This is a genomic window from Streptomyces sp. NPDC001852 (genome assembly GCF_042891825.1).
Lineage (GTDB): Bacteria > Actinomycetota > Actinomycetes > Streptomycetales > Streptomycetaceae > Streptomyces.
The window spans coordinates 81,784-101,203 of the sequence record NZ_JBIATN010000003.1 but is presented as its reverse complement, the minus strand read 5'-3'; the positions used below and the strand labels follow the sequence as shown (position 1 = coordinate 101,203).

The following is a 19,420-nucleotide window of genomic DNA, read 5'->3' as shown; positions in this document are numbered from 1 at the left end:
GGCGATGGTGACCTACGCGCAGGCGCAGGAGCGCGCCGAGGAGTGGATCAACGGTGACGTGCCCGCGTACCAGCATCGTGAGGTGCGGGTGCGGGAGTTCGAGCTGGGTTTCGTGGTGTGGGGCGAGGACCGGGCGGAGGGTCCGCGTTCGGACGCGGGGGCGCAGCGGCTGGTGATCGCCCGGGACAGCGGGGAGGCGACGCTGTGGCCGGGGTTGCCGGTGGGTGAGGTGATCCGCCGGTACGAGGAGGAGTACGGCCGTGCAGATGGGCCGCAGGACGCGGTTCCGGCGCCGGCTGCTGCGCGGGTGGATCTGAATCAGACGTCGTTCCTGTTGACTCCTCCGGAGTGGTTGCAGGAGGCGGCGGACAAGCTGGGCATCGGGGACCGGCGGCCGGGGGGCGAGGCGGGTCCGGATGCCGGCGCGGGAACGTCCGGTGCGGGTGCTGGTGCCGGGGTGTCCGGGGCCGGTGTCGGTGGTGGGGCTTCGTCCGGTGGGGCGGGGCCGGCGGAGACGCAGGCCGGGGTGCCCGCTCCGGTGGGTGCGCCGTCCGCGGATGTGCCGGTGGGGGCCACGCCGTGGGCGGGTACGGACACGAACGCGGACTCCGGTGAGGACGACCGTTCGGTGCCGTTGCCCGCGACGGTGTTCGCGCCGCCGTTGAGCGATTCCGACGACGAGGCTCCGAAGCCGCCGGTGAGCGTGCCGGACGCGAAGACGGCGTTGATGTCGGGGGGCAGCCAGCTGCCGCCGACGGCGGTCGCGCCGGCACTCGATTCTCCGAACGCGCCGGGCGCGCAGGGCTTCCCGCCGGGCGCGCCCGGCGTACCCGCGGCGCATGCTGCTCCCGGTGCGCCGGTCGTCCCGCAGGCCAGCACGCCCCCGCCGCCGCCCGGTACGCCGCCGTACGGCTACCCGCAGCCGCCGGCGGTTCCCGGCACGCCTGCCCCGGGCGCACCCGCGTACCCGCAGGCGCCCGGCACTCCGTTCGCGCCCCCCGGCCCCGGTGTGCCCGGTGTCCCGCAGGGCAGCACGCCTCCGCCGCCCCCGGGCGCGCCGAACTACGGCTATCCGCAGGGTCCCGGCGCTCCGCAGGGCGCTCCCGGTTACGGCTACCCGCAGGCGCCGGGCGATGCGGTGGGTGCGCCGCAGCCTCCGGCCGACGCGGGTGCCTCGGCGCGTCAGCTCGCGCCGAACGCCGGGGACATCGCGGATGCCGCGACGAGCAAGGCCGCGCCGCCGCCGAAGAAGGGGCGCGGTGGTGTGGGTGCGCCGCCCCCGCCGCCGGGTGCCCCCGGTACGCCGGGCGCTCGCCCGGGGAGTACGGCGCCGCCTCCCGCGCCGGGTGCGCCTGCTGGTGGGTATGTACGGACGCAGTTGGTGTCGGCACTCGGGCCGGACGGGCCCGAGGGTCCCGCCGGTCCCGGTGCGCCCGCCGGCCCTGGCGGTGTGGACGGGGCGCAGGCGCCGGGTGCGCCGAATGCTCCGGGCGCCCCCAATCCGCCTGCCGCACCTCCGGGCAACGTGCACCACGCGGCCACGGTGCTGGCCGACCCCAGCCAGTTGGGAGCGGGCGCGCCGCAGCCGCCGGGCGCCCCCGGTGTTCCGGGTATGCCGGGCGCGCAGGGTGGTCCGGGCACCCCGGGCATGCCTCCCGCGCCTGGCGCGCCGCAGCCTCCGAGTCCCCCCGCGGCGCCCGGAGTCCCCGGCGCCCCACAGCCTCCGAGCGCCCCTGCCGGTCCCGGAGCGCCGGGCGGAGGGCGCGGGGCCGTGCACCATGCGGAGACCGTGCTGGCCGCGCCCCCGGTGGCCGGTCCGGGTGCACCCCCGCCGCCGCCCGCCCCCGGCGCACTCGGTGCGCCGGGCACCCCCGGCATGCCGCCGGGTGCTCCGGGTGTCCCGCAGCCGATGCCGCCGGGCGCGCCCGGGCAGCCGCCGGCGTACGGGTATCCGCAGCAGGGACAGCCGACGGTCGGTCCCGGCTACCAGGCCGTGCTGCGCTATCGCGCGCAGGACGGTTCGGAGCAGCAGCTGATCCGGCGTTCGGCGCCGGGTACGCCGCACCCCGAGTGGCAGATCTTCCACGAGCTGCGGGCGATGAACGTGCCGCCGGACCAGGTGCTGGAGCTGCACACGGAGCTGGAGTCGTGCGAGCTGCCGGGGGCCTACTGCGCGCGGATGATCCGGGAGCAGTGGCCGCAGGCGCGGATCACGAGCATCGCGCCGTACGGCACGGATCACGCGAGCCGGCAGCAGGGCATGCAGCAGCTGCTGGCGCACCAGGGTGAGCTGCACCAGGTGGCCGACGGGCCCGCGCGGCCCGCGCCGGTGCGGGCGCCGTTGCCGCCGGTCCAGCCCGCGCCGCCCGTTCCGCCGGAGGGCATCGCGCAGGAGCTGGCGGCGGCGTTCGGGCCGGGGGTCTTCCGGTTCGAGCAGCAGGCGGTGTCGCGGCAGGGTGTGCCGCCGATCGTGGCGCACACGCTGGTCGTGGCCGGTCTGCCGGTGGACATGGGCCCGTTCTTCTGGGCGCAGGCCCAGCCGGGGCGCCCGGTGCCGACGCTGGCGGAGCTGGCGGCCGAGCGCGGGGTGCAGCCCGCGGCGGACGCGGGGTCGTACCTCGTCATGGGTACCGACTTCGGCAAGGCGCTGTGTGTGCAGTACGGGACGGCGAACATCGTGGCCGTGCCGGTGGAGGCGGGGCCGGGCGGGGCCGCGGTGCCGCCGCAGTTCGTGAACACCGGGTTGCCGGAGTTCACGCGCTGCCTGGCGCTGCTGGGCCGGATGTGGCGCCTGCGGTACGGGCTGAACCAGGAGCAGGCGGGCCGCTGGACCGTGGACTTCCAGGCGCAGCTGGCCGCCCTGGACCCGGCGGCGCTCGGTTCGCCGGAGAGCTGGTGGTCGGTGCTGCTGGAGCAGATGTGGGACGGGCTGCTCTAGGCCCGCCGGTCACACGGGGCACGTCGGCCGTGTGAGCCCGTCATGCCCTCCACGCGCGCGTGGAGGGCATGACGGGCCGACGGGCCGGTGGGCTTCCGGCGCTCGCGGCGTACGCGCGCGTTCACGACGACGCCGCCTCCCGCCACCGTTCCCTCGCGTTTTCCTCCCTCTCGGCCGAACGGGTGGGCGCCGCCGCCGTCTCGAGCGCCTTGGGAGGGCGGCTCGACGACGGGCCGTTTCCTCGCCCTGTACGGGACTCCCGCCGACCCCGACGCGTTCGGCCGGCACGGCCGGGTGGTGCACGCCGCTGCACGGTCGGCCGGGAGACGGCGCCGGTGCGCCGGGGTGTGCCGTACTGCCTGGTCGTGACGCCGGAGTGGGACTGCCGGAAGAGCTGCGCGCGGCGTTCGCCTCGCCGAGGGGCCCTCGTCCACAGCAAGATCATCACCCTGCAGGAGGGCCTGCCGCAGCCGCCCCGTCCGCCCCGTCGATCGCGAAGACGCGGGATGCGGAGCGTGACGTCAGTGCGGAGTGTCGCGTTATGCATACTTAAGCCCGATCCATCAAGATGTGCGCCACATCGTCCTGTCGCGTATGTCCGGTGGAGAGGGGTTCCCAGGGTGAGCAGCGCATCGATGTCGCCGCACGGCTTCGTGACCGTCCGGGGGCGCGGCTACCGACCCGATCAGGTCGACGCCTACCTGGAGCAGTTGTCGTCCGACCGCGACGCGGCGTGGGAGCGGGCCGCGCGGCTGACCGTGCTCGCCAAGGACATGGGGGCGGAGGCCGCGCGGATGCGCGAGGTCGTCGCCGAGCTCCCACCGCAGACGTACGAGTCGCTCGGGGAGGGCGCACGGCGGTTGTTCCAGGTCGTGCTGGAGGAGGAGGCGGATCTCCGCGAGCGCACGCGGCGTGAAGCGGACGAGCACCTCGCGCAGGCCGAAGCGCACGCCGAGAGCGTACGCCGGGAGGCGCAGGAAGCAGCGGACGCGCTCCGCGCGGAAGCCGACGAACACGCCCACCGGCGGCTCCTCGCGGCGCGCACCGAGGCCTACGACATCCGCGTCGGCGCCCGGCGCGAAGTGAAGGAAGGGCGCTCGGAGGCGCTCACCGCGTTGCGCGAGGTACGGCAGCGCACCACCGGCATGCTCGCCGGGCAGGCCCGGGAGCAGGCCGAGCGGTGGGCCGAGGTCGAGCGCGAGGAGGCCGAGCGGATCGCCGAACTGGACGCCCGGCACGCCGAGCGGGTGCGCCGGGCCGAGGCCGCGCTGGCCGCCGCCGAGCGCGCCCTCGGGGAGGCCGAGGAGTACGCGCGCCGCAGCCAGGAGGAGGCACTCGCGCGTGCCGCCGAGATCATCGCCGACGCGCGCGTGCGCGAGGAACGCATCGCCCGGGCGACCGAAGAGGTGCTGCGCGAGCACGGCGAGACCTGGGACGACGTGCAGGCGCACATGGACCACATGCGCAGCAGGCTGACCTCGCTGACCGGCAGGGTCGCCCTGGAATGACCTTGCGGCCGCCGGACCCGCGGCCCGCTCAGCTCCCCTTCCGCGCCGCCCCCGCCAGGATCCATCCCTCCACCGCCTCGTACTGGTGCCGCTGTTGCTCCGCCTTGGCGCGGCCCGAGGCGATCGTGCCGAGCCAGCCGAAGAGGAAGCCGGCCGGGATGGAGACGATGCCGGTCGTGGTGAACGGGAACCAGTTGAAGTCGGCGTGCGGGAAGGCCGAGACGGGGGAGCCGGAGACCAGGTTGGTGCCCGGCATGAGCAGCAGCACGGTCAGCGTGCCCCCGATGAGCGTCGCCAGCAGCCCGCTGCGGGTGTAGCGGCGCCAGAACAGCCCGTACACCAGGGCGGGCGCTATGGCCGAGGCGCCCAGGCAGAAGGAGAGCGTCACCAGGGGCTGCAGGCTGTGGTGCTGCACCATCGTGGCGAGCAGGATCGTCGGCACCCCTATGGCGAGCGCCGAGACGCGGGCGAGGGCCATCTCGCGCGGGGCCGGCATCTCCTGCACGCGGGCCGCGAACACGTCGTGGGCGAGGGAGTTGGCGCAGGCGAGGATCATCCCGGCGACCGAGGCGAGCAGGGTCAGGAAGATCGCCGTGGTCACCATGGTGAACAGGAACGTCTCGGCCGTGGACACGTCGGCGCCGAACGCCGCCCGCGAGCCCAGCAGGTACGCGGTGTTGCCCTGCGGGTCGGCCCCGGCGATCACGGCACGCCCGACCAGTGCCGTGGCGCCGAACCCGACCACCGTGATGACCAGCACGAACAGGGCGACGATCGAGACCGCCCAGGACATCGAGCGGCGCACCTGGCGGGCGCTGGAGGCCGTGTACATGCGCATGGTGATGTGCGGCAGGCAGGCGCCGCCGAGCACCACGGTCAGCTCCGAGGCGATCATGTCCAGACGGGACCGGCCCGACGTGCCGAACTGCAGCCCGGAGTGCAGGAAGGCCGGTCCGGCGCCGCTCTGCCGCGAGGCCGCGGTGAACAGCGCGCCCGGATCCCAGTCGAAGTGGCGCAGGACCAGTACGGCGACCACGGCGCCCGACCCGACCAGCATCACGATCTTCAGGATCTGGATGAGCGCGGTGCCCTTCATGCCGCCGATCGCCGCATAGGCGATCATCAGGGCGCCCAGCCCGACGACGCACGCGGTCTTCAGCGACTCGTCGGTGAAGCCCAGGATGAACGCCATCAGCTGCCCGGTTCCGGCGAGTTGGACCAGCATCAGCGGCAGCAGCGCGGCGATCGTCACCGCGCAGGCCGTCATGCGCACGGCGCGTCCCGGCAGCCGGCGGGCGAGCGCGTCGCCCATGGTGAACCGGCCCGCGTTGCGCAGCGGTTCGGCCAGCAGGAACATCAGCAGCATCAGTGACAGCGCGGTGCTCAGGGCGAGGACGACCCCGTCGTAGCCGCACAGGGCGATCACCCCGCCGGTGCCGAGGACGGTGGCCGCGGAGATGTAGTCCCCGGCGATGGCGAGGCCGTTGCGCAGCGGGGACAGGGAGCCGTAGCCGGTGTAGAACTCGTCGAGGTCGTCGCGGTCGGGGCCGGTCATCACGCACAGCAGCAGGGTCACCGTGGCGACGGTGGAGAAGGCGACCAGGGACATGGACTGGGCCGGGCCGCTGAAACCTGCGAAGCCTCCCACGGCCGGAGTGCCGGCGGCGGTCATCGGACGGCCCCCCGGCGGGCGTCCAGTTCGGCCTGCCTGCGGATGCGGTCCGCGAGCGGATCGACGTGCCGGCGCGCGGTGTGCTCGTACAGGGCGATCGCGAGCCAGGTGACCGGGAGCTGGATCAGGGCGAGCAGCAGGCCGGCGGGGATGCCGTCGGCGACCGTGCGGGTCATCACGCCGGGCGCGGACGCGGACAGCACCAGGAACAGCGTGAAGTAGCCGAGCGCGGTGAGCGTGGCCGTACGCCGCTGCCAGCGGTAGGCGCTGCGCAGCACCCGCAGGTCGCTGTGGTGGCCGAGGGGTTCGCGGGGCGGCCGGCGGTCCGGGCGCGGCTGCGGGGGAGCGGGCTGCCAGGGGTAGGTGAGGTGGGGCGGGCCGTAGGAGGCGGGAGGTGTGTCGTAGGAGGAGGACGGCTGGGGCGGGTACGACGGGTACGACGGGTGCGGCGGGTCGTAGGACATCCCGGGGCTCCTTGCGCGGCTCGGGTCCGTGGCGGCGGACCGCAGGGAGGTGGGGGGTGGGGGTGTGGAGCCACGCACGCTACTCGCGGCTTCCCGGGCCGCGCGGCGTTTTCACCGAACTGGCCGGTCGGTATGCGCTTACTACACGGATCCGTATGCGCTTACTGCATGAAAACGCGTTCCAGCCTGGGGTGTTACCCGCGTTAACCCAGCCCTTCGTGTGCCGCGGGCACGCTCACTCCTCGCGTACCGGGAACCGCCGCGGCGCCACCAGCAGCAGCACCAGAAAGGCCAGGGCCGCCGCGGCCGCCGCGCCGAGGTACACCGCGTGCACCGCGTCGGCGATCGCGTGCCGGGTCGCCTCCGGGGCCGTACCGGCGTCCAGCGCGCGCGTGACGGAGTCCAGGTCCCCGGCCCCGCCCAGCCGCGCGGCCAGCACCCCGTTGGCGACGGCGCCGAACAGCGAGGCGCCCAGGGTCTGTCCGGTCTGCCGGCAGAACAGCACCGACGCGGTCGTGGTGCCCCGCTCCGACCAGCCCACCGTCGACTGCACCCCGACGATCAGCGGCAGCTGGAACAGCCCGAGCGCCGCGCCCAGCAGGAGCATGAGCAGCGTCGGCTGCCACCACGAGCCGGGGTAGGGCAGCAGGGGGAACGCGCACAGGACCAGCGTGGCCACGCCGATGCCGAGCAGCGCGGTGTCGCGGAAGCCGATACGGCGGTAGACGTGCTGGCTGAGCGCCGCCGACACCGGCCAGCTGAGCGTCCACACCGACAGCACGAACCCGGCGGCCACGGGCGCGAGTCCGAGCACCGACTGCGCGTACGTCGGCAGGAACACGCTCGGCGCCACCATCAGCAGCCCCAGCGCGCCGAGCGCCAGATTGACGGCCGCGATCGTGCGGCGCCGCCACACCCACCCGGGGATGATCGGCTGCGCCGCCCGCCGCTCCACCACGACCACCACGGCCACCAGCGCCAGGCCCGTGCCGAACAGCGTGAGCGACGGCGCCGACAGCCACGGCCAGGCGACCCCGCCCTGCACCAGCGCGGTCAGCAGCACCCCGCCGCACGCGAACACCGCGAGCGCGCCGGCCCAGTCCACGCGCGCGTGCGCGGCGTTTTCCGGGCTCTCCGGCTTCTCCCGCTGCGGTTCGTGCAGATGACGGACGACCAGCCACAGCGCGGCCGCGCCGATCGGCAGGTTGACCAGGAAGATCCAACGCCAGTCGGCGTACGCGGCGAGCACCCCGCCGAGGCCCGGCCCCGCCACCGCCGACACCGCCCACACCGTGGACAGCCTGGACTGGATCTTCGGGCGTTCCGCCAGCGGATACAGATCGGCGGCGAGCGTCTGCACGGTGCCCTGCAGCGCCCCGCCGCCCAGCCCCTGCACGATCCGGAACGCGATCAGCGCCGCCATGTTCCAGGCGCCCGCGCACAGCAGCGAGCCCAGCAGGAACACGGCCGCGCCCGTCACCAGCACCGGCTTGCGGCCGAAGGTGTCGGACAGCTTGCCGTAGACGGGGAGCGTGACGGTCACGGCGAGCAGATAGCCGGAGAAGAGCCAGGAGAAGACGGAGAACCCGCCGAGGTCGCCGACGATCTGCGGTACGGCCGTGGAGACGATGGTGGCGTCGAGGGCGGCCAGCGCCATCGCCAGCATCAGCGCGGCGACGACCGCGCCCCTCCGGTGCGTTCCGGTGCCCTGCGCGGCCCCCTTGCGTATCGCGGGTGTCGTACTCCCCACCGGACGTCCCCTCCCCGTGCCCCTTGCACCTGTCTCCGGTACGACAGCTTCCCATTGACCCTCCCGCGACGGGAGGGTGGAGGCTTTGCGGACCGAGGGGTGGAGACGACCCCGAGGGGGCCTCCGCCCGGGGGTGGAGCACCCCTAGGGGTCTCTCCGTACTACGGCTCGGGGAGGGTTCGTCCCGGCGGAGGACGAGAGGGGCCGGGCCCGGTCCTTAACCTGGCTTTACGCCGCTGGGGGGCGGCTGACCGCACCGGCGGGGTGGGGTTTTCCCCCGGGAAGGACGGGGCTTCGCACCAGCGCGTGACGGCCCCGTCGGCCGCGAGACTCATCGACGTACTCAGGACGACGCACCGCACCAGCGGCGCACCGCATCGACCTGTCAACCGACATAGGAGACATACCGTGACATCGGCTGTGACCATTCCCAGGCACGGGGGCACTGGAGGGCGGACGGCCGTTGCCGCGCGGGCGCGGCAGGTCGTGAAGGCGTACGGGTCCGGCGAGACACGTGTCGTCGCCCTCGATCACGTCGACGTGGACATCATGCGCGGTCAGTTCACCGCGATCATGGGCCCCTCGGGGTCCGGCAAGTCCACGCTGATGCACTGCCTCGCCGGGCTCGACACCGTGACCAGCGGTCAGATCCACCTGGACGAGACCGAGATCACCGGCCTGAAGGACAAGAAGCTCACCCAACTGCGCCGGGACCGGATCGGCTTCATCTTCCAGGCGTTCAACCTGCTGCCGACGCTGAACGCCCTCGAGAACATCACGCTGCCCATGGACATCGCCGGCCGCAAGCCCGACAAGGCCTGGCTGGACCGCGTGGTGGAGACCGTCGGACTCGCCGGACGGCTCAAGCACCGGCCCACCCAGCTCTCCGGCGGCCAGCAGCAGCGCGTCGCCGTGGCCCGCGCCCTCGCCGCCCGCCCGGAGATCATCTTCGGGGACGAGCCCACCGGAAACCTCGACTCGCGCGCGGGCGCCGAAGTCCTCGGCTTCCTGCGCCGCTCGGTGGACGAACTCGGCCAGACCATCGTGATGGTCACCCACGACCCCGTCGCCGCCTCCTACGCGGACCGCGTGCTCTACCTCGCCGACGGCCGGATCGTCGACGAGATGCACCAGCCGACGGCCGATCAGGTCCTGGACCGCATGAAGGACTTCGACGCCCGGGGGCGTACGTCATGACCGTCCTGAAGACCTCGCTGCGCAACTTCTTCGCGCACAAGGGCCGTATGGCGCTCTCCGCGATCGCGGTCCTGCTGTCGGTGGCCTTCGTCAGCGGAACCCTTGTCTTCACCGACACCATGAACACCACCTTCGACAAGCTCTTCCAGGCCACGGCCTCGGACGTGACGGTCGCCGCGAAGGGCTCCTCCGACAGCGGTGAGACCACCGACCGCACCGGCAGGCCGCCGGTCATGCCGGCCTCCGTCGTCGGCGAGGTCCGGGGCGCCCGGGGCGTCGCGAAGGCCGAGGGCACGGTGTTCTCCACCTCGGTGACCGTCATCGACGCCAAGAAGGACAAGCTCTCGCCCAGCAGCGGCGCGCCGACCATCGTCGGCAGCTGGAACGGCAACGACGCCCGCACCATGAAGATCACCAAGGGTGCGGCGCCCCAGGGCCCGGACCAGGTCATGGTCGACCAGGACACCGCCGACAAGCACCACCTCGAGCTCGGCGACGACATCGGCATGATCTCCGTCGTCGGCACGCACCACGCGCGCGTGTCCGGCATCGCCGCCTTCAAGGTGACCAACCCCGGCGCGGCGATCTTCTACCTGGACACCAAGACCGCCCAGCAGACCCTGGTCGGCCGCACCGGCGTGTACACCAACGTCAACGTCACCGCCGCCAAGGGCGTGACGGACGACCAGCTGAAGAAGAACGTCACGGCCGCCCTCGGCCACGCCTACAAGGTGCAGACCGCCAAGGAGGTCGCCGACGCCAACCAGAAGAGCGTCGAGAGCTTCCTGAACGTCATGAAGTACGCGATGCTCGGCTTCGCCGGGATCGCCTTCCTCGTCGGCATCTTCCTGATCATCAACACCTTCTCCATGCTGGTCGCCCAGCGCACCCGCGAGATCGGCCTGATGCGCGCCATCGGCTCCTCCCGCAAGCAGGTCAACCGGTCCGTGCTGATCGAGGCGCTGCTGCTCGGCGTGATCGGCTCCGTGTTCGGCGTCGGCGCGGGCGTCGGCATCGCGGTCGGCCTGATGAAGCTCATGGGCAAGATGGGCATGCATCTGTCCACCGACGACCTGACCGTCGCCTGGACGACCCCCGCCGTCGGCCTGCTCCTCGGTGTCGTGGTCACCGTCCTGGCCGCCTACCTGCCCGCCCGGCGCGCCGGCAAGGTCTCACCCATGGCCGCCCTGCGCGACGCCGGCGCCCCGGCCGACGCCAAGGCCGGCACCGTCCGGGCCGTGATCGGGCTGCTCCTCACCGCCGCCGGCGGCTTCAGCCTGTACGTCGCCGCGACCGCCGACAAGGCCAAGGCCGGCTCGGGCTGGCTGGGCCTGGGCGTGGTGGCCACGCTGATCGGCTTCGTCGTCATCGGCCCGCTGCTGGCCGCCGGACTGGTCCGGATCCTCGGCGCGATCATGCTGCGGATGTTCGGCCCCGTCGGCCGGATGGCCGAGCGCAACGCGCTGCGCAACCCGCGCCGCACCGGCGCCACCGGCGCCGCCCTCATGATCGGCCTGGCCCTGGTGGCCTGCCTGTCGGTGGTCGGCTCCTCCATGGTCGCCTCGGCCACCGACCAGCTCGACAAGACCGTCGGGACGGACTTCATCATCCAGGCCGACAACGGCCAGCGCGTCGTGCCACAGGCGGTCCGGCTCATCAAGGACACCCCCGGGCTCGCGCGGGTCACCGAGTACCGGCCGACCCTGGCTGACTACACCACGCCCGACGGCCAGACGCTCAAGGACACGGACATCACCGCGGCCGACCCGACCTACGCGACCGACCTGCGCAAGAAGACCGTCGCCGGGAACCTCAAGGACGCCTACCTGCCCGACTCGATGTCCGTCCACGAGAAGTTCGCCAAGGCCCACGGCATCCACCTCGGCTCGAAGATCACCGTCGCGTTCAAGGAGGGCGCCACCGCCCACCTGACGGTCCGGGCGATCACCAGCAGCGACGACGTGATCGACCAGGGCGCCAAGTACACGTCGATCGCCACGCTCGCCAAGTACGTCCCCGCCGCGAAGATGCCGCTCGACGAGCTGGTCTTCGCCACCGCCCAGGACGGACAGCAGGCCGCCGCCTACAAGGCCCTGAAGTCGGCCCTGCACGACGACTACCCGCAGCTCACCGTGCGCGACCAGACCGACTACAAGAAGGCCCTGAAGGACCAGATCGGCCAGCTGCTGAACATGATCTACGGCCTGCTGGCGCTCGCGATCATCGTCGCGGTCCTGGGTGTCGTGAACACCCTGGCCCTGTCGGTGGTCGAGCGGACCCGGGAGATCGGCCTGATGCGGGCCATCGGACTCTCCCGCCGCCAGCTGCGCCGCATGATCCGCCTGGAGTCCGTGGTGATCGCCGTCTTCGGCGCCCTGCTCGGCCTCGGCCTGGGCATGGGCTGGGGCGCGACCGCCCAGAAGCTCCTCGCGCTGCAGGGCCTGAAGATCCTTCAGATCCCCTGGCCGACGATCATCACCGTCTTCATCGCCTCGGCCTTCGTGGGCCTGTTCGCCGCGCTGATCCCGGCGTTCCGGGCGGGCCGCATGAACGTACTGAACGCGATCGCGACGGACTAGCGCCCACAGGGCCGACAGCCACCGCATACGGGGGTTGCGGGGGAAACCCGGTGCCGGGGAGTCGCCAGGACTTCCCGGCACCGGGTTTTTGCCGGTCCGCTTTTCAGCCGGCCGAGTCGGGTGGCGGGTGGGCAAAGGCCGGTGGTCCAGGGGCGGAGCCCCCGGTTGGCCCACTGCGGCACCGGGCGGCGAACGCCGGAGTTGTCCACAGCCTCCGACGCCACCCTCGACGGAGTCGTACGCTGGACACCCCCGGCTGCTCACCGCACCGGGCTGCTTGCGTTGCCCACCTCCGGACGGAAACTGCCCCCATGAGCCTGCACGGTCTGCTCGACGCCGTCGTCAAGGACCCCGCCCTCGCGGAAGCGATCAAGGCTGCCGCGGACGGCAACCGCATGCACATCGACCTCGTCGGCCCCCCGGCGGCCCGCCCCCTCGCGGTCGCCGCCCTCGCCCGCGAGGCCGGCCGCCCGGTGCTCGCGGTCACGGCGACCGGCCGCGAGGCCGAGGACCTGGCGGCGGCCCTGCGCTCCCTGCTGCCCGCCGAGGGCGTCGTGGAGTACCCCTCCTGGGAGACCCTTCCGCACGAGCGGCTCAGCCCCCGCAGCGACACCGTCGGCCGCCGTCTCGCCGTCCTGCGGCGCCTGGCCCACCCCAGCCCCGACGACCCCGAGACCGGCCCCGTCTCTGTCGTGGTCGCGCCCGTGCGCTCCGTGCTGCAGCCGCAGGTCAAGGGCCTCGGCGACCTGGAGCCGGTGTCCCTGAGGACGGGCCGGACCGCCGACCTGAACGAGGTCGTGGTAGCCCTCGCGGCCGCCGCCTACGCGCGCGTGGAGCTCGTCGAGAAGCGCGGCGAGTTCGCCGTGCGCGGCGGCATCCTGGACGTGTTCCCGCCCACCGAGGAACACCCGCTGCGCGTGGAGTTCTGGGGCGACGACGTCGAGGAGATCCGCTACTTCAAGGTCGCCGACCAGCGCTCCCTCGAAGTCGCCGAGCACGGCCTGTGGGCACCGCCGTGCCGCGAGCTGCTGCTCACCGACGACGTCCGCGCACGCGCGCGTGCCCTCGCCGAGGAGCACCCGGAGCTGGGCGAACTGCTCAACAAGATCGCCGAGGGCATCGCGGTCGAGGGCATGGAGTCCCTGGCCCCCGTCCTGGTGGACGACATGGAACTGCTCCTCGACGTCCTGCCCAAGGGCGCGATGGCCGTCGTCTGCGACCCGGAGCGGGTCCGCACGCGTGCCGCCGACCTCGTGGCCACCTCCCAGGAGTTCCTCCAGGCATCCTGGGCGGCCACCGCCGGCGGCGGCGAGGCCCCGATCGACGTCGGCGCCGCATCCCTGTGGTCCATCGCCGACGTCCGCGACCGCGCCCGCGAGCTGGACATGATGTGGTGGTCGGTGTCGCCGTTCGCCGCCGATCTCGAACTCGACGCCGACACCCTCAAGCTCGGCATGCACGCGCCCGAGACCTACCGCGGCGACACCGCGCGGGCCCTCGCCGACACCAAGGGCTGGCTCGTCGACGGCTGGCGCGTGGTCTTCGTCACCGAGGGCCACGGCCCGGCCGCCCGCACGGTGGAGGTGCTCGGCAACGAGGGCATCGCCGCCCGCCTGTCCGATGCAAAAACGGGTGACCTCGGCGAGCTGAGCCCCTCCGTGGTGCACGTCTCCTGCGGCTCGATCGAGTACGGCTTCGTGGACCCGGCCCTCAAGTTCGCCGTGCTCACCGAGACCGACCTGTCCGGCCAGCGCGCGACCGGCCGCGAGGGCGCCCGGATGCCGGCCCGCCGCCGCAAGACCATCGACCCGCTCACCCTGGAATCGGGCGACTACATCGTCCACGAACAGCACGGCGTCGGCCGCTACATCGAGATGGTGCAGCGCACCGTGCAGGGCGCCACCCGCGAGTACCTGGTGGTCGAGTACGCGCCCGCCAAGCGCGGCCAGCCCGGCGACCGCCTCTACATCCCGACCGACCAGCTGGAGCAGATCACCAAGTACGTCGGCGGCGAGGCACCCACCCTGCACCGGCTCGGCGGCGCCGACTGGACGAAGACCAAGGCACGCGCGAAGAAGGCCGTCAAGGAGATCGCCGCCGACCTGATCAAGCTCTACAGCGCTCGCATGGCCGCCCCCGGCCACACCTTCGGCGCCGACACGCCCTGGCAGCGCGAACTGGAGGACGCCTTCCCCTACGCCGAGACCCCGGACCAGCTCACCACCATCGCCGAGGTCAAGGAGGACATGGAGAAGTCCGTCCCCATGGACCGCCTGATCTGCGGCGACGTCGGCTACGGCAAGACCGAGATCGCGGTGCGGGCCGCCTTCAAGGCCGTACAGGACGGCAAGCAGGTCGCGGTCCTCGTGCCGACGACACTGCTGGTGCAGCAGCACTTCGGGACGTTCTCCGAGCGGTACGCGCAGTTCCCGGTGAGCGTGAAGGCGCTCTCCCGGTTCCAGACCGACACCGAGGCCAAAGCAGTCCTGGAAGGCCTGCGCGAGGGCGCGGTGGACGTCGTGATCGGCACCCACCGCCTGTTCTCCTCCGAGACGAAGTTCAAGGACCTCGGCCTGGTCATCGTCGACGAGGAGCAGCGCTTCGGCGTCGAGCACAAGGAGCAGCTGAAGAAGCTCCGCGCCAACGTCGACGTGCTGACCATGTCCGCGACCCCGATCCCGCGCACCCTGGAGATGGCGGTCACCGGCATCCGCGAGATGTCCACGATCACCACGCCCCCCGAGGAGCGCCACCCGGTGCTCACCTTCGTCGGGCCGTACGAGGAGAAGCAGATCGGCGCCGCCATCCGCCGCGAACTGCTGCGCGAGGGCCAGGTCTTCTACATCCACAACCGCGTCGAGTCCATCGACCGCGCGGCGGCCAGACTGCGCGAGATCGTCCCCGAGGCACGCATCGCCACCGCCCACGGCCAGATGTCGGAGTCGGCGCTGGAGCAGGTCGTCGTCGACTTCTGGGAGAAGAGGTTCGACGTCCTCGTCTCGACCACGATCGTCGAGTCCGGCATCGACATCTCCAACGCCAACACCCTCATCGTGGAGCGCGGCGACACCTTCGGCCTGTCCCAGCTGCACCAGCTGCGCGGCCGCGTCGGCCGAGGCCGCGAGCGCGGCTACGCCTATTTCCTCTACCCGCCGGAGAAGCCGCTCACGGAGACCGCGCACGAGCGGCTGGCCACCATCGCCCAGCACACCGAGATGGGCGCGGGCATGTACGTGGCGATGAAGGACCTGGAGATCCGCGGCGCCGGCAACCTGCTCGGCGGCGAACAGTCCGGGCACATCGCGGGCGTCGGCTTCGACCTGTACGTCCGCATGGTCGGCGAGGCCGTCGCCGACTACCGGCGCCAGCTGGAGACCGGCGAGATCGAGGAGGAGCCGCCGCTCGAGGTCAAGATCGAGCTGCCCGTCGACGCGCACGTCCCGCACGACTACGCGCCCGGCGAGCGCCTGCGCCTCCAGGCGTACCGCTCCATCGCCGCCGCCAACTCGGAGGAGGACATCAAGGCCGTCCGCGAGGAACTCACCGACCGCTACGGCAAGCTGCCCGAGCCGGTGGAGAACCTGCTGCTGGTGGCCGGGCTGCGGATGCTCGCGCGCGCGTGCGGCGTCGGCGAGATCGTCCTCCAGGGCACCAACATCCGTTTCGCACCGGTGGAGCTGCGCGAGTCGCAGGAACTGCGCGTCAAGCGCCTCTACCCCGGCACGGTCATCAAACCGGCCGTCCACCAGGTGCTGGTCCCGCGCCCGAAGACCGCGAAGGTCGGCGGCAAGCCGCTGGTCGGCCGTGAACTGCTGGGCTGGGTGGGGGAGTTCCTCGCCTCGATCCTGGGGTCGTAGGAGCCGTAGGGGCGGTGTGAGCTGCAGGAGTCGTAGAGGGGGCGTGAGGGACGGTCGTCCCGGCCCGTTGTGAGCGGGCTCACGCGTATGTCGGCCGAGCTCCCCCCGTACGGCACCGCCATGCTCCAACCCGACCGCACGGTGCCCGAAAACACCGCTCTGGTCCCCATCTGCAAGGGGCCTTACGGCAGTTACCGTAAGGGACGGAACGATTCCGCCCGCCTCCAACGGGCGGACCAGTGCGAGTGAGGGGGACGCACCGTGACGCGTCTGAGGGGTGGGGCGGTCACCGCCGTGGTCGTGCTGGTGGCCGTGGCCGGCTGCAGGTCCGGGCAGGGCAAGGGGGCCTCCGGGCCGCAGCAGACCGGAGGCGGAGGCACGCTCATGGCCGCCGTCGACTCCCTGACCGTCAAGGGCCGGGCACCGAAGACCGGTTACTCCCGGGCCCGGTTCGGTGCCGCCTGGGCGGACACGGACTCCAACTCCTGCGACACCCGCGACGACATACTCAAACGTGACCTGAAGGCCGTGAGGTTCACCGGCGGCACCTGCAAGGTCACGTACGGCCTGCTCGAACCGGACCCCTACTCCGGCAAGGACATCACCTACCGGCGCGGCAGCAGCCAGGTCGACATCGACCACGTCGTCCCCCTCTCCGACGCCTGGCAGAAGGGCGCCGAGTACTGGGACGCGAGCAAGCGCATAGCGCTGGCCAACGACCCCCTCAACCTCATCGCCGTCGACGCGAGCACCAACCGCGGCAAGGGCGACGGCGACGCGGCCACCTGGCTCCCGCCCAACACCGGGTACCGCTGCACCTACGTGGCCGCCCAGGTAGCCGTCAAGAAGAAGTACGGCCTGTGGGTCACCGCCGCCGAGAAGGCCGCCATGAAGAAGGTCCTCGCCGGCTGCCCGGACCAGAAACTCCCCACGGGCGGCAACCCCACCAAGGCGCCGGAGCGCTTCCGGGCGCGCTGACCCCGCTGGTCAAATGGCTGGCAGGGCCCCGTGCGCGGTCCCTACCGTGAGCGTCATGGACGTCAAGGTGAGCAGCATCGCCGAGCGGCCCGACCGGCTGCCGGCGTTGTTCGAGATGGCCGACACATGGCCCGAGTTCGTGACCAACGACCCCGTGGGCACCGCCCATTACGGCCGTGTCCCCACCGAACTGCCCGAGTACGTGCTGTTCGCCGAGGACGAGCGCGGCGACATCGTCGCGCACGCCTTCAGTGTGCCCTTCGCCCTCGACGTCGACGGCCGGCGCACCCTGCCCGCGCGCGGCTGGGACCAGATCCTGCTCTGGGCCTTCGCCGACCTGCGCCGGGGCACCCGCCCCGACACGGTGAGCGCCGTCTCGGTCACCGTCGCCCCGCACGCCCAGGGCCACGGCCTGTCCGCCGTCATGCTCTCGGCGATGCGGAACAACGCCCGCACGCTCGGTTTCCGCGAGGTCGTCGCCCCCGTACGCCCCAGCGCCAAGCACCGCGAGCCGCACACTCCGATCGCCGAGTACGCCCACCGGGTCCGCCCCGACGGCCTGCCCGAGGACCCGTGGCTGCGCGTCCACGCACGCGCCGGGGCCACCATCGACTCCGTCGCGCCGGCCTCCATGACCGTGGGCGCCTCGCTGGAGGAGTGGCGCCGCTGGACCGGGCTGCCGTTCGACACCCCCGCGGACGTCGAGGTGCCCGGCGCCCTGGTCCCGGTCCGCTGCGAACCGGACCGCGGATACGCCGTCTACGTCGAGCCCAACGTGTGGATGCGGCACCCGCTGTGAGCGGGCGCCGCGTCTTCCGCGCCGGTCAGGCCGTCTTCAGGCCCTTCAGGCTGCCCAGGATCAGGGTCGTCACCTTCTTCGCGGCGGCGGCTCCGTCGTCGGTGCCCGCCGTGGACAGCACGGTGATCACGGAGTTGCCGGAACGAGCGGCGACGAGCGTGGTGCCGTTCTGCCACGCGCCGCTCGTCAGCGTCATCGTGTAGGCCTCGTCCCCGAGCCCCGGCGTGGACGCGCCCGTGAGCTTCACCTTGGCGTGCGCCTCGGTGTCCGTGAAGGTGGCGCACTCGCCGGCGACCGCCTGCAACTGCTTCATCACCGTGTTCGCGGTGGTGCCCTGGAACGCGTCGATCTCCTGGGCCACTTCCTCCGTCTTGTCGTGGTTCGCATAGTCGTTCTGCGCGAACGACACGCCCCCCTTGAAGCCGGTCACCTGGATCCAGGACGAGCCCTCCAGCCTGGTGCAGTCCGGCTTCGCGGTGCTCCGGGCGGACGGGGAGAGGAACTCGCCGCCGGTGTCGGAGGCGCCGTCGGCCTCGAGCGTGAACCCGGACGGGAAGGCCGACGCCGGCGCGAGCGCCTTCTTCAGCTGCGTACCGGTGGCGAGACCGGCGTTCACGTCCTTCGCCTTGGCCGGCCTGGCGTTGGTGCCTCCGTCGTCGGAGGAGGAACCGGACGAGCAGGCGGTGAGGGCCAGCGGGAGTGCCGCGACGGCGAGCAGCGTGGCGACACGGGGGGTGAGACGCATGACAGTCCTTCGAGCTGGGTGGTACGGGGATGTGGGTACGGCATGCCGTACGGCGTCCGGAACCGCTCCGGCCGCGCGGGGTGGGGGCCCGGGCAGCCGGAGCCGGTGGGACGGGTTCGGTGCGCGGTGTGGGGATGGGGGTTGCGCAGTGGTGTGCGCCGGTGTGGCGTGCGCGGTTGGTGAGCGGTGTTCGGCGAGTGGTGGCGGGAAGTGGCCGCGGCTCAGGCCGCCTTCTTCCAGTCGCCGCAGCCGGTGGTCTTGAAGTAGGCGTCGCTCGGGCTGATGGTGACGACGGCCGTGCCGGTCACGTTGTTGTTGGCGATGATCGAGTTCAGCCCGTGCTCGGCGTCCTTGGTGCGCTCCCAGTAGCAGGAGTCGTCGGCGTTGCCCGTTGACTTGTACGTGCCCGGCGCGATGTCCCTGCCGACCTTGTACATGCCTCCGTCGCCGGCCATGGAGGAGGCGGGCGTGCCCTTCGTCCTGGGGTCGACGGCCTCCCAGTCCTTGCAGCCGCGGGACTTGAAGATCTTGTCGGTGGCCTTGATGGTCACGTAACTCGTGCCGGTGACGTTGTCGTTGGCCAGCAGCGAGTCGGTCTCGCCCTTGGCGTCCTTGGCGCGCTCCCAGTAGCACAGGTCGTCGGTGTTGCCGGTGGTGCGGTACGTGCCCGGCTTCACGTCCGAGCCGACCTGGTACTCGCCGTCGCCGGCCATGGCGGCCTTGTTCTTGTCCTTCGTACCGCCGGGCGTGTGCTCGGCGGAGGCGGACGAGCTCTTGCCGCTGCCGCTGGAACCGCCGTCCTTGCCGTGGCTGCCGGCGTTCGCCGACACGGCAGCGATGACAACGACCCCCACGACGGCGCTCAGCGAGACCTTGGCCTTCATGCCCATGGCGAATCCCTCCCCAAAGCGGCGGCCTCCCCCTCCGGTGGCC

12 protein-coding genes are annotated in these 19,420 nt (G+C 72.4%); 7 read left to right on the top strand and 5 right to left on the bottom strand.

Going from position 1 to position 19,420, the window contains the following annotated elements:
• Positions 1-4 precede the first annotated feature (4 nt).
• Together ACFYZB_RS05760 and ACFYZB_RS05755 are read left to right on the top strand one after the other, a co-directional pair.
• On the top strand, positions 5-2,938 hold the full coding sequence (locus ACFYZB_RS05760) for an SUKH-4 family immunity protein (RefSeq protein WP_388754752.1): 2,934 nt from the start codon (positions 5-7) through the stop codon (positions 2,936-2,938).
• Between the two features lie 635 nt (positions 2,939-3,573).
• Entirely contained in the window at positions 3,574-4,446 is an 873-nt protein-coding gene (locus ACFYZB_RS05755; RefSeq protein WP_388755635.1) for a DivIVA domain-containing protein, read from the top strand.
• 28 nt (positions 4,447-4,474) lie between these two features.
• Here ACFYZB_RS05755 and ACFYZB_RS05750 read toward each other — a convergent pair whose 3' ends face one another.
• The 3 genes from ACFYZB_RS05750 to ACFYZB_RS05740 form a co-directional block, all read right to left on the bottom strand.
• Positions 4,475-6,118 carry a cation acetate symporter gene (locus ACFYZB_RS05750; protein WP_388754750.1) on the bottom strand — a complete coding sequence of 548 codons (1,644 nt, stop codon included), beginning with the start codon at positions 6,116-6,118 and terminating at the stop codon, positions 4,475-4,477.
• Complete coding sequence (locus tag ACFYZB_RS05745; RefSeq protein WP_388754747.1) at positions 6,115-6,582, bottom strand: DUF485 domain-containing protein; 468 nt, start codon at positions 6,580-6,582, stop codon at positions 6,115-6,117. The genes ACFYZB_RS05750 and ACFYZB_RS05745 overlap by 4 nt, the downstream gene beginning before the upstream one ends.
• A gap of 235 nt (positions 6,583-6,817) precedes the next feature.
• Positions 6,818-8,332: an MFS transporter gene (locus ACFYZB_RS05740; protein ID WP_388754744.1), complete on the bottom strand. Its 1,515-nt coding sequence runs from the start codon at positions 8,330-8,332 to the stop codon at positions 6,818-6,820.
• A gap of 408 nt (positions 8,333-8,740) precedes the next feature.
• Here ACFYZB_RS05740 and ACFYZB_RS05735 point away from each other — a divergent pair, with 408 nt between their 5' ends.
• The 5 genes from ACFYZB_RS05735 (at position 8,741) to ACFYZB_RS05715 (ending at position 17,742) form a co-directional block, all read left to right on the top strand.
• Entirely contained in the window at positions 8,741-9,529 is a 789-nt protein-coding gene (locus ACFYZB_RS05735; RefSeq protein WP_351205966.1) for an ABC transporter ATP-binding protein, read from the top strand.
• A complete protein-coding gene (locus ACFYZB_RS05730) occupies positions 9,526-12,108 on the top strand; it encodes an ABC transporter permease (protein WP_388754741.1) in 2,583 nt (860 codons plus the stop codon). Before ACFYZB_RS05735 ends, ACFYZB_RS05730 begins: the two co-directional genes overlap by 4 nt.
• 311 nt (positions 12,109-12,419) lie before the next feature.
• The gene (gene mfd / locus ACFYZB_RS05725) at positions 12,420-15,965 is read left to right on the top strand and encodes a transcription-repair coupling factor (protein WP_388754739.1); all 3,546 of its coding nucleotides are present in this window, start codon (positions 12,420-12,422) and stop codon (positions 15,963-15,965) included.
• Positions 15,966-16,226: 261 nt separating this feature from the next.
• Positions 16,227-16,943 carry an HNH endonuclease family protein gene (locus ACFYZB_RS05720; RefSeq protein WP_388754738.1) on the top strand — a complete coding sequence of 239 codons (717 nt, stop codon included), beginning with the start codon at positions 16,227-16,229 and terminating at the stop codon, positions 16,941-16,943.
• A gap of 55 nt (positions 16,944-16,998) precedes the next feature.
• Complete coding sequence (locus tag ACFYZB_RS05715; RefSeq protein WP_388754736.1) at positions 16,999-17,742, top strand: N-acetyltransferase; 744 nt, start codon at positions 16,999-17,001, stop codon at positions 17,740-17,742.
• 25 nt (positions 17,743-17,767) lie between these two features.
• On the opposite strand, the gene ACFYZB_RS05710 is transcribed toward ACFYZB_RS05715, so the two are convergent.
• Both ACFYZB_RS05710 and ACFYZB_RS05705 read right to left on the bottom strand, forming a co-directional pair.
• Positions 17,768-18,487 carry a hypothetical protein gene (locus tag ACFYZB_RS05710; RefSeq protein ID WP_388754734.1) on the bottom strand — a complete coding sequence of 240 codons (720 nt, stop codon included), beginning with the start codon at positions 18,485-18,487 and terminating at the stop codon, positions 17,768-17,770.
• A 221-nt stretch (positions 18,488-18,708) separates the two neighbouring features.
• Positions 18,709-19,377 (bottom strand): hypothetical protein, encoded by a 669-nt coding sequence (locus ACFYZB_RS05705; protein WP_388754732.1) that lies wholly within the window; start codon positions 19,375-19,377, stop codon positions 18,709-18,711.
• Between the last annotated feature and the right edge of the window lie 43 nt (positions 19,378-19,420).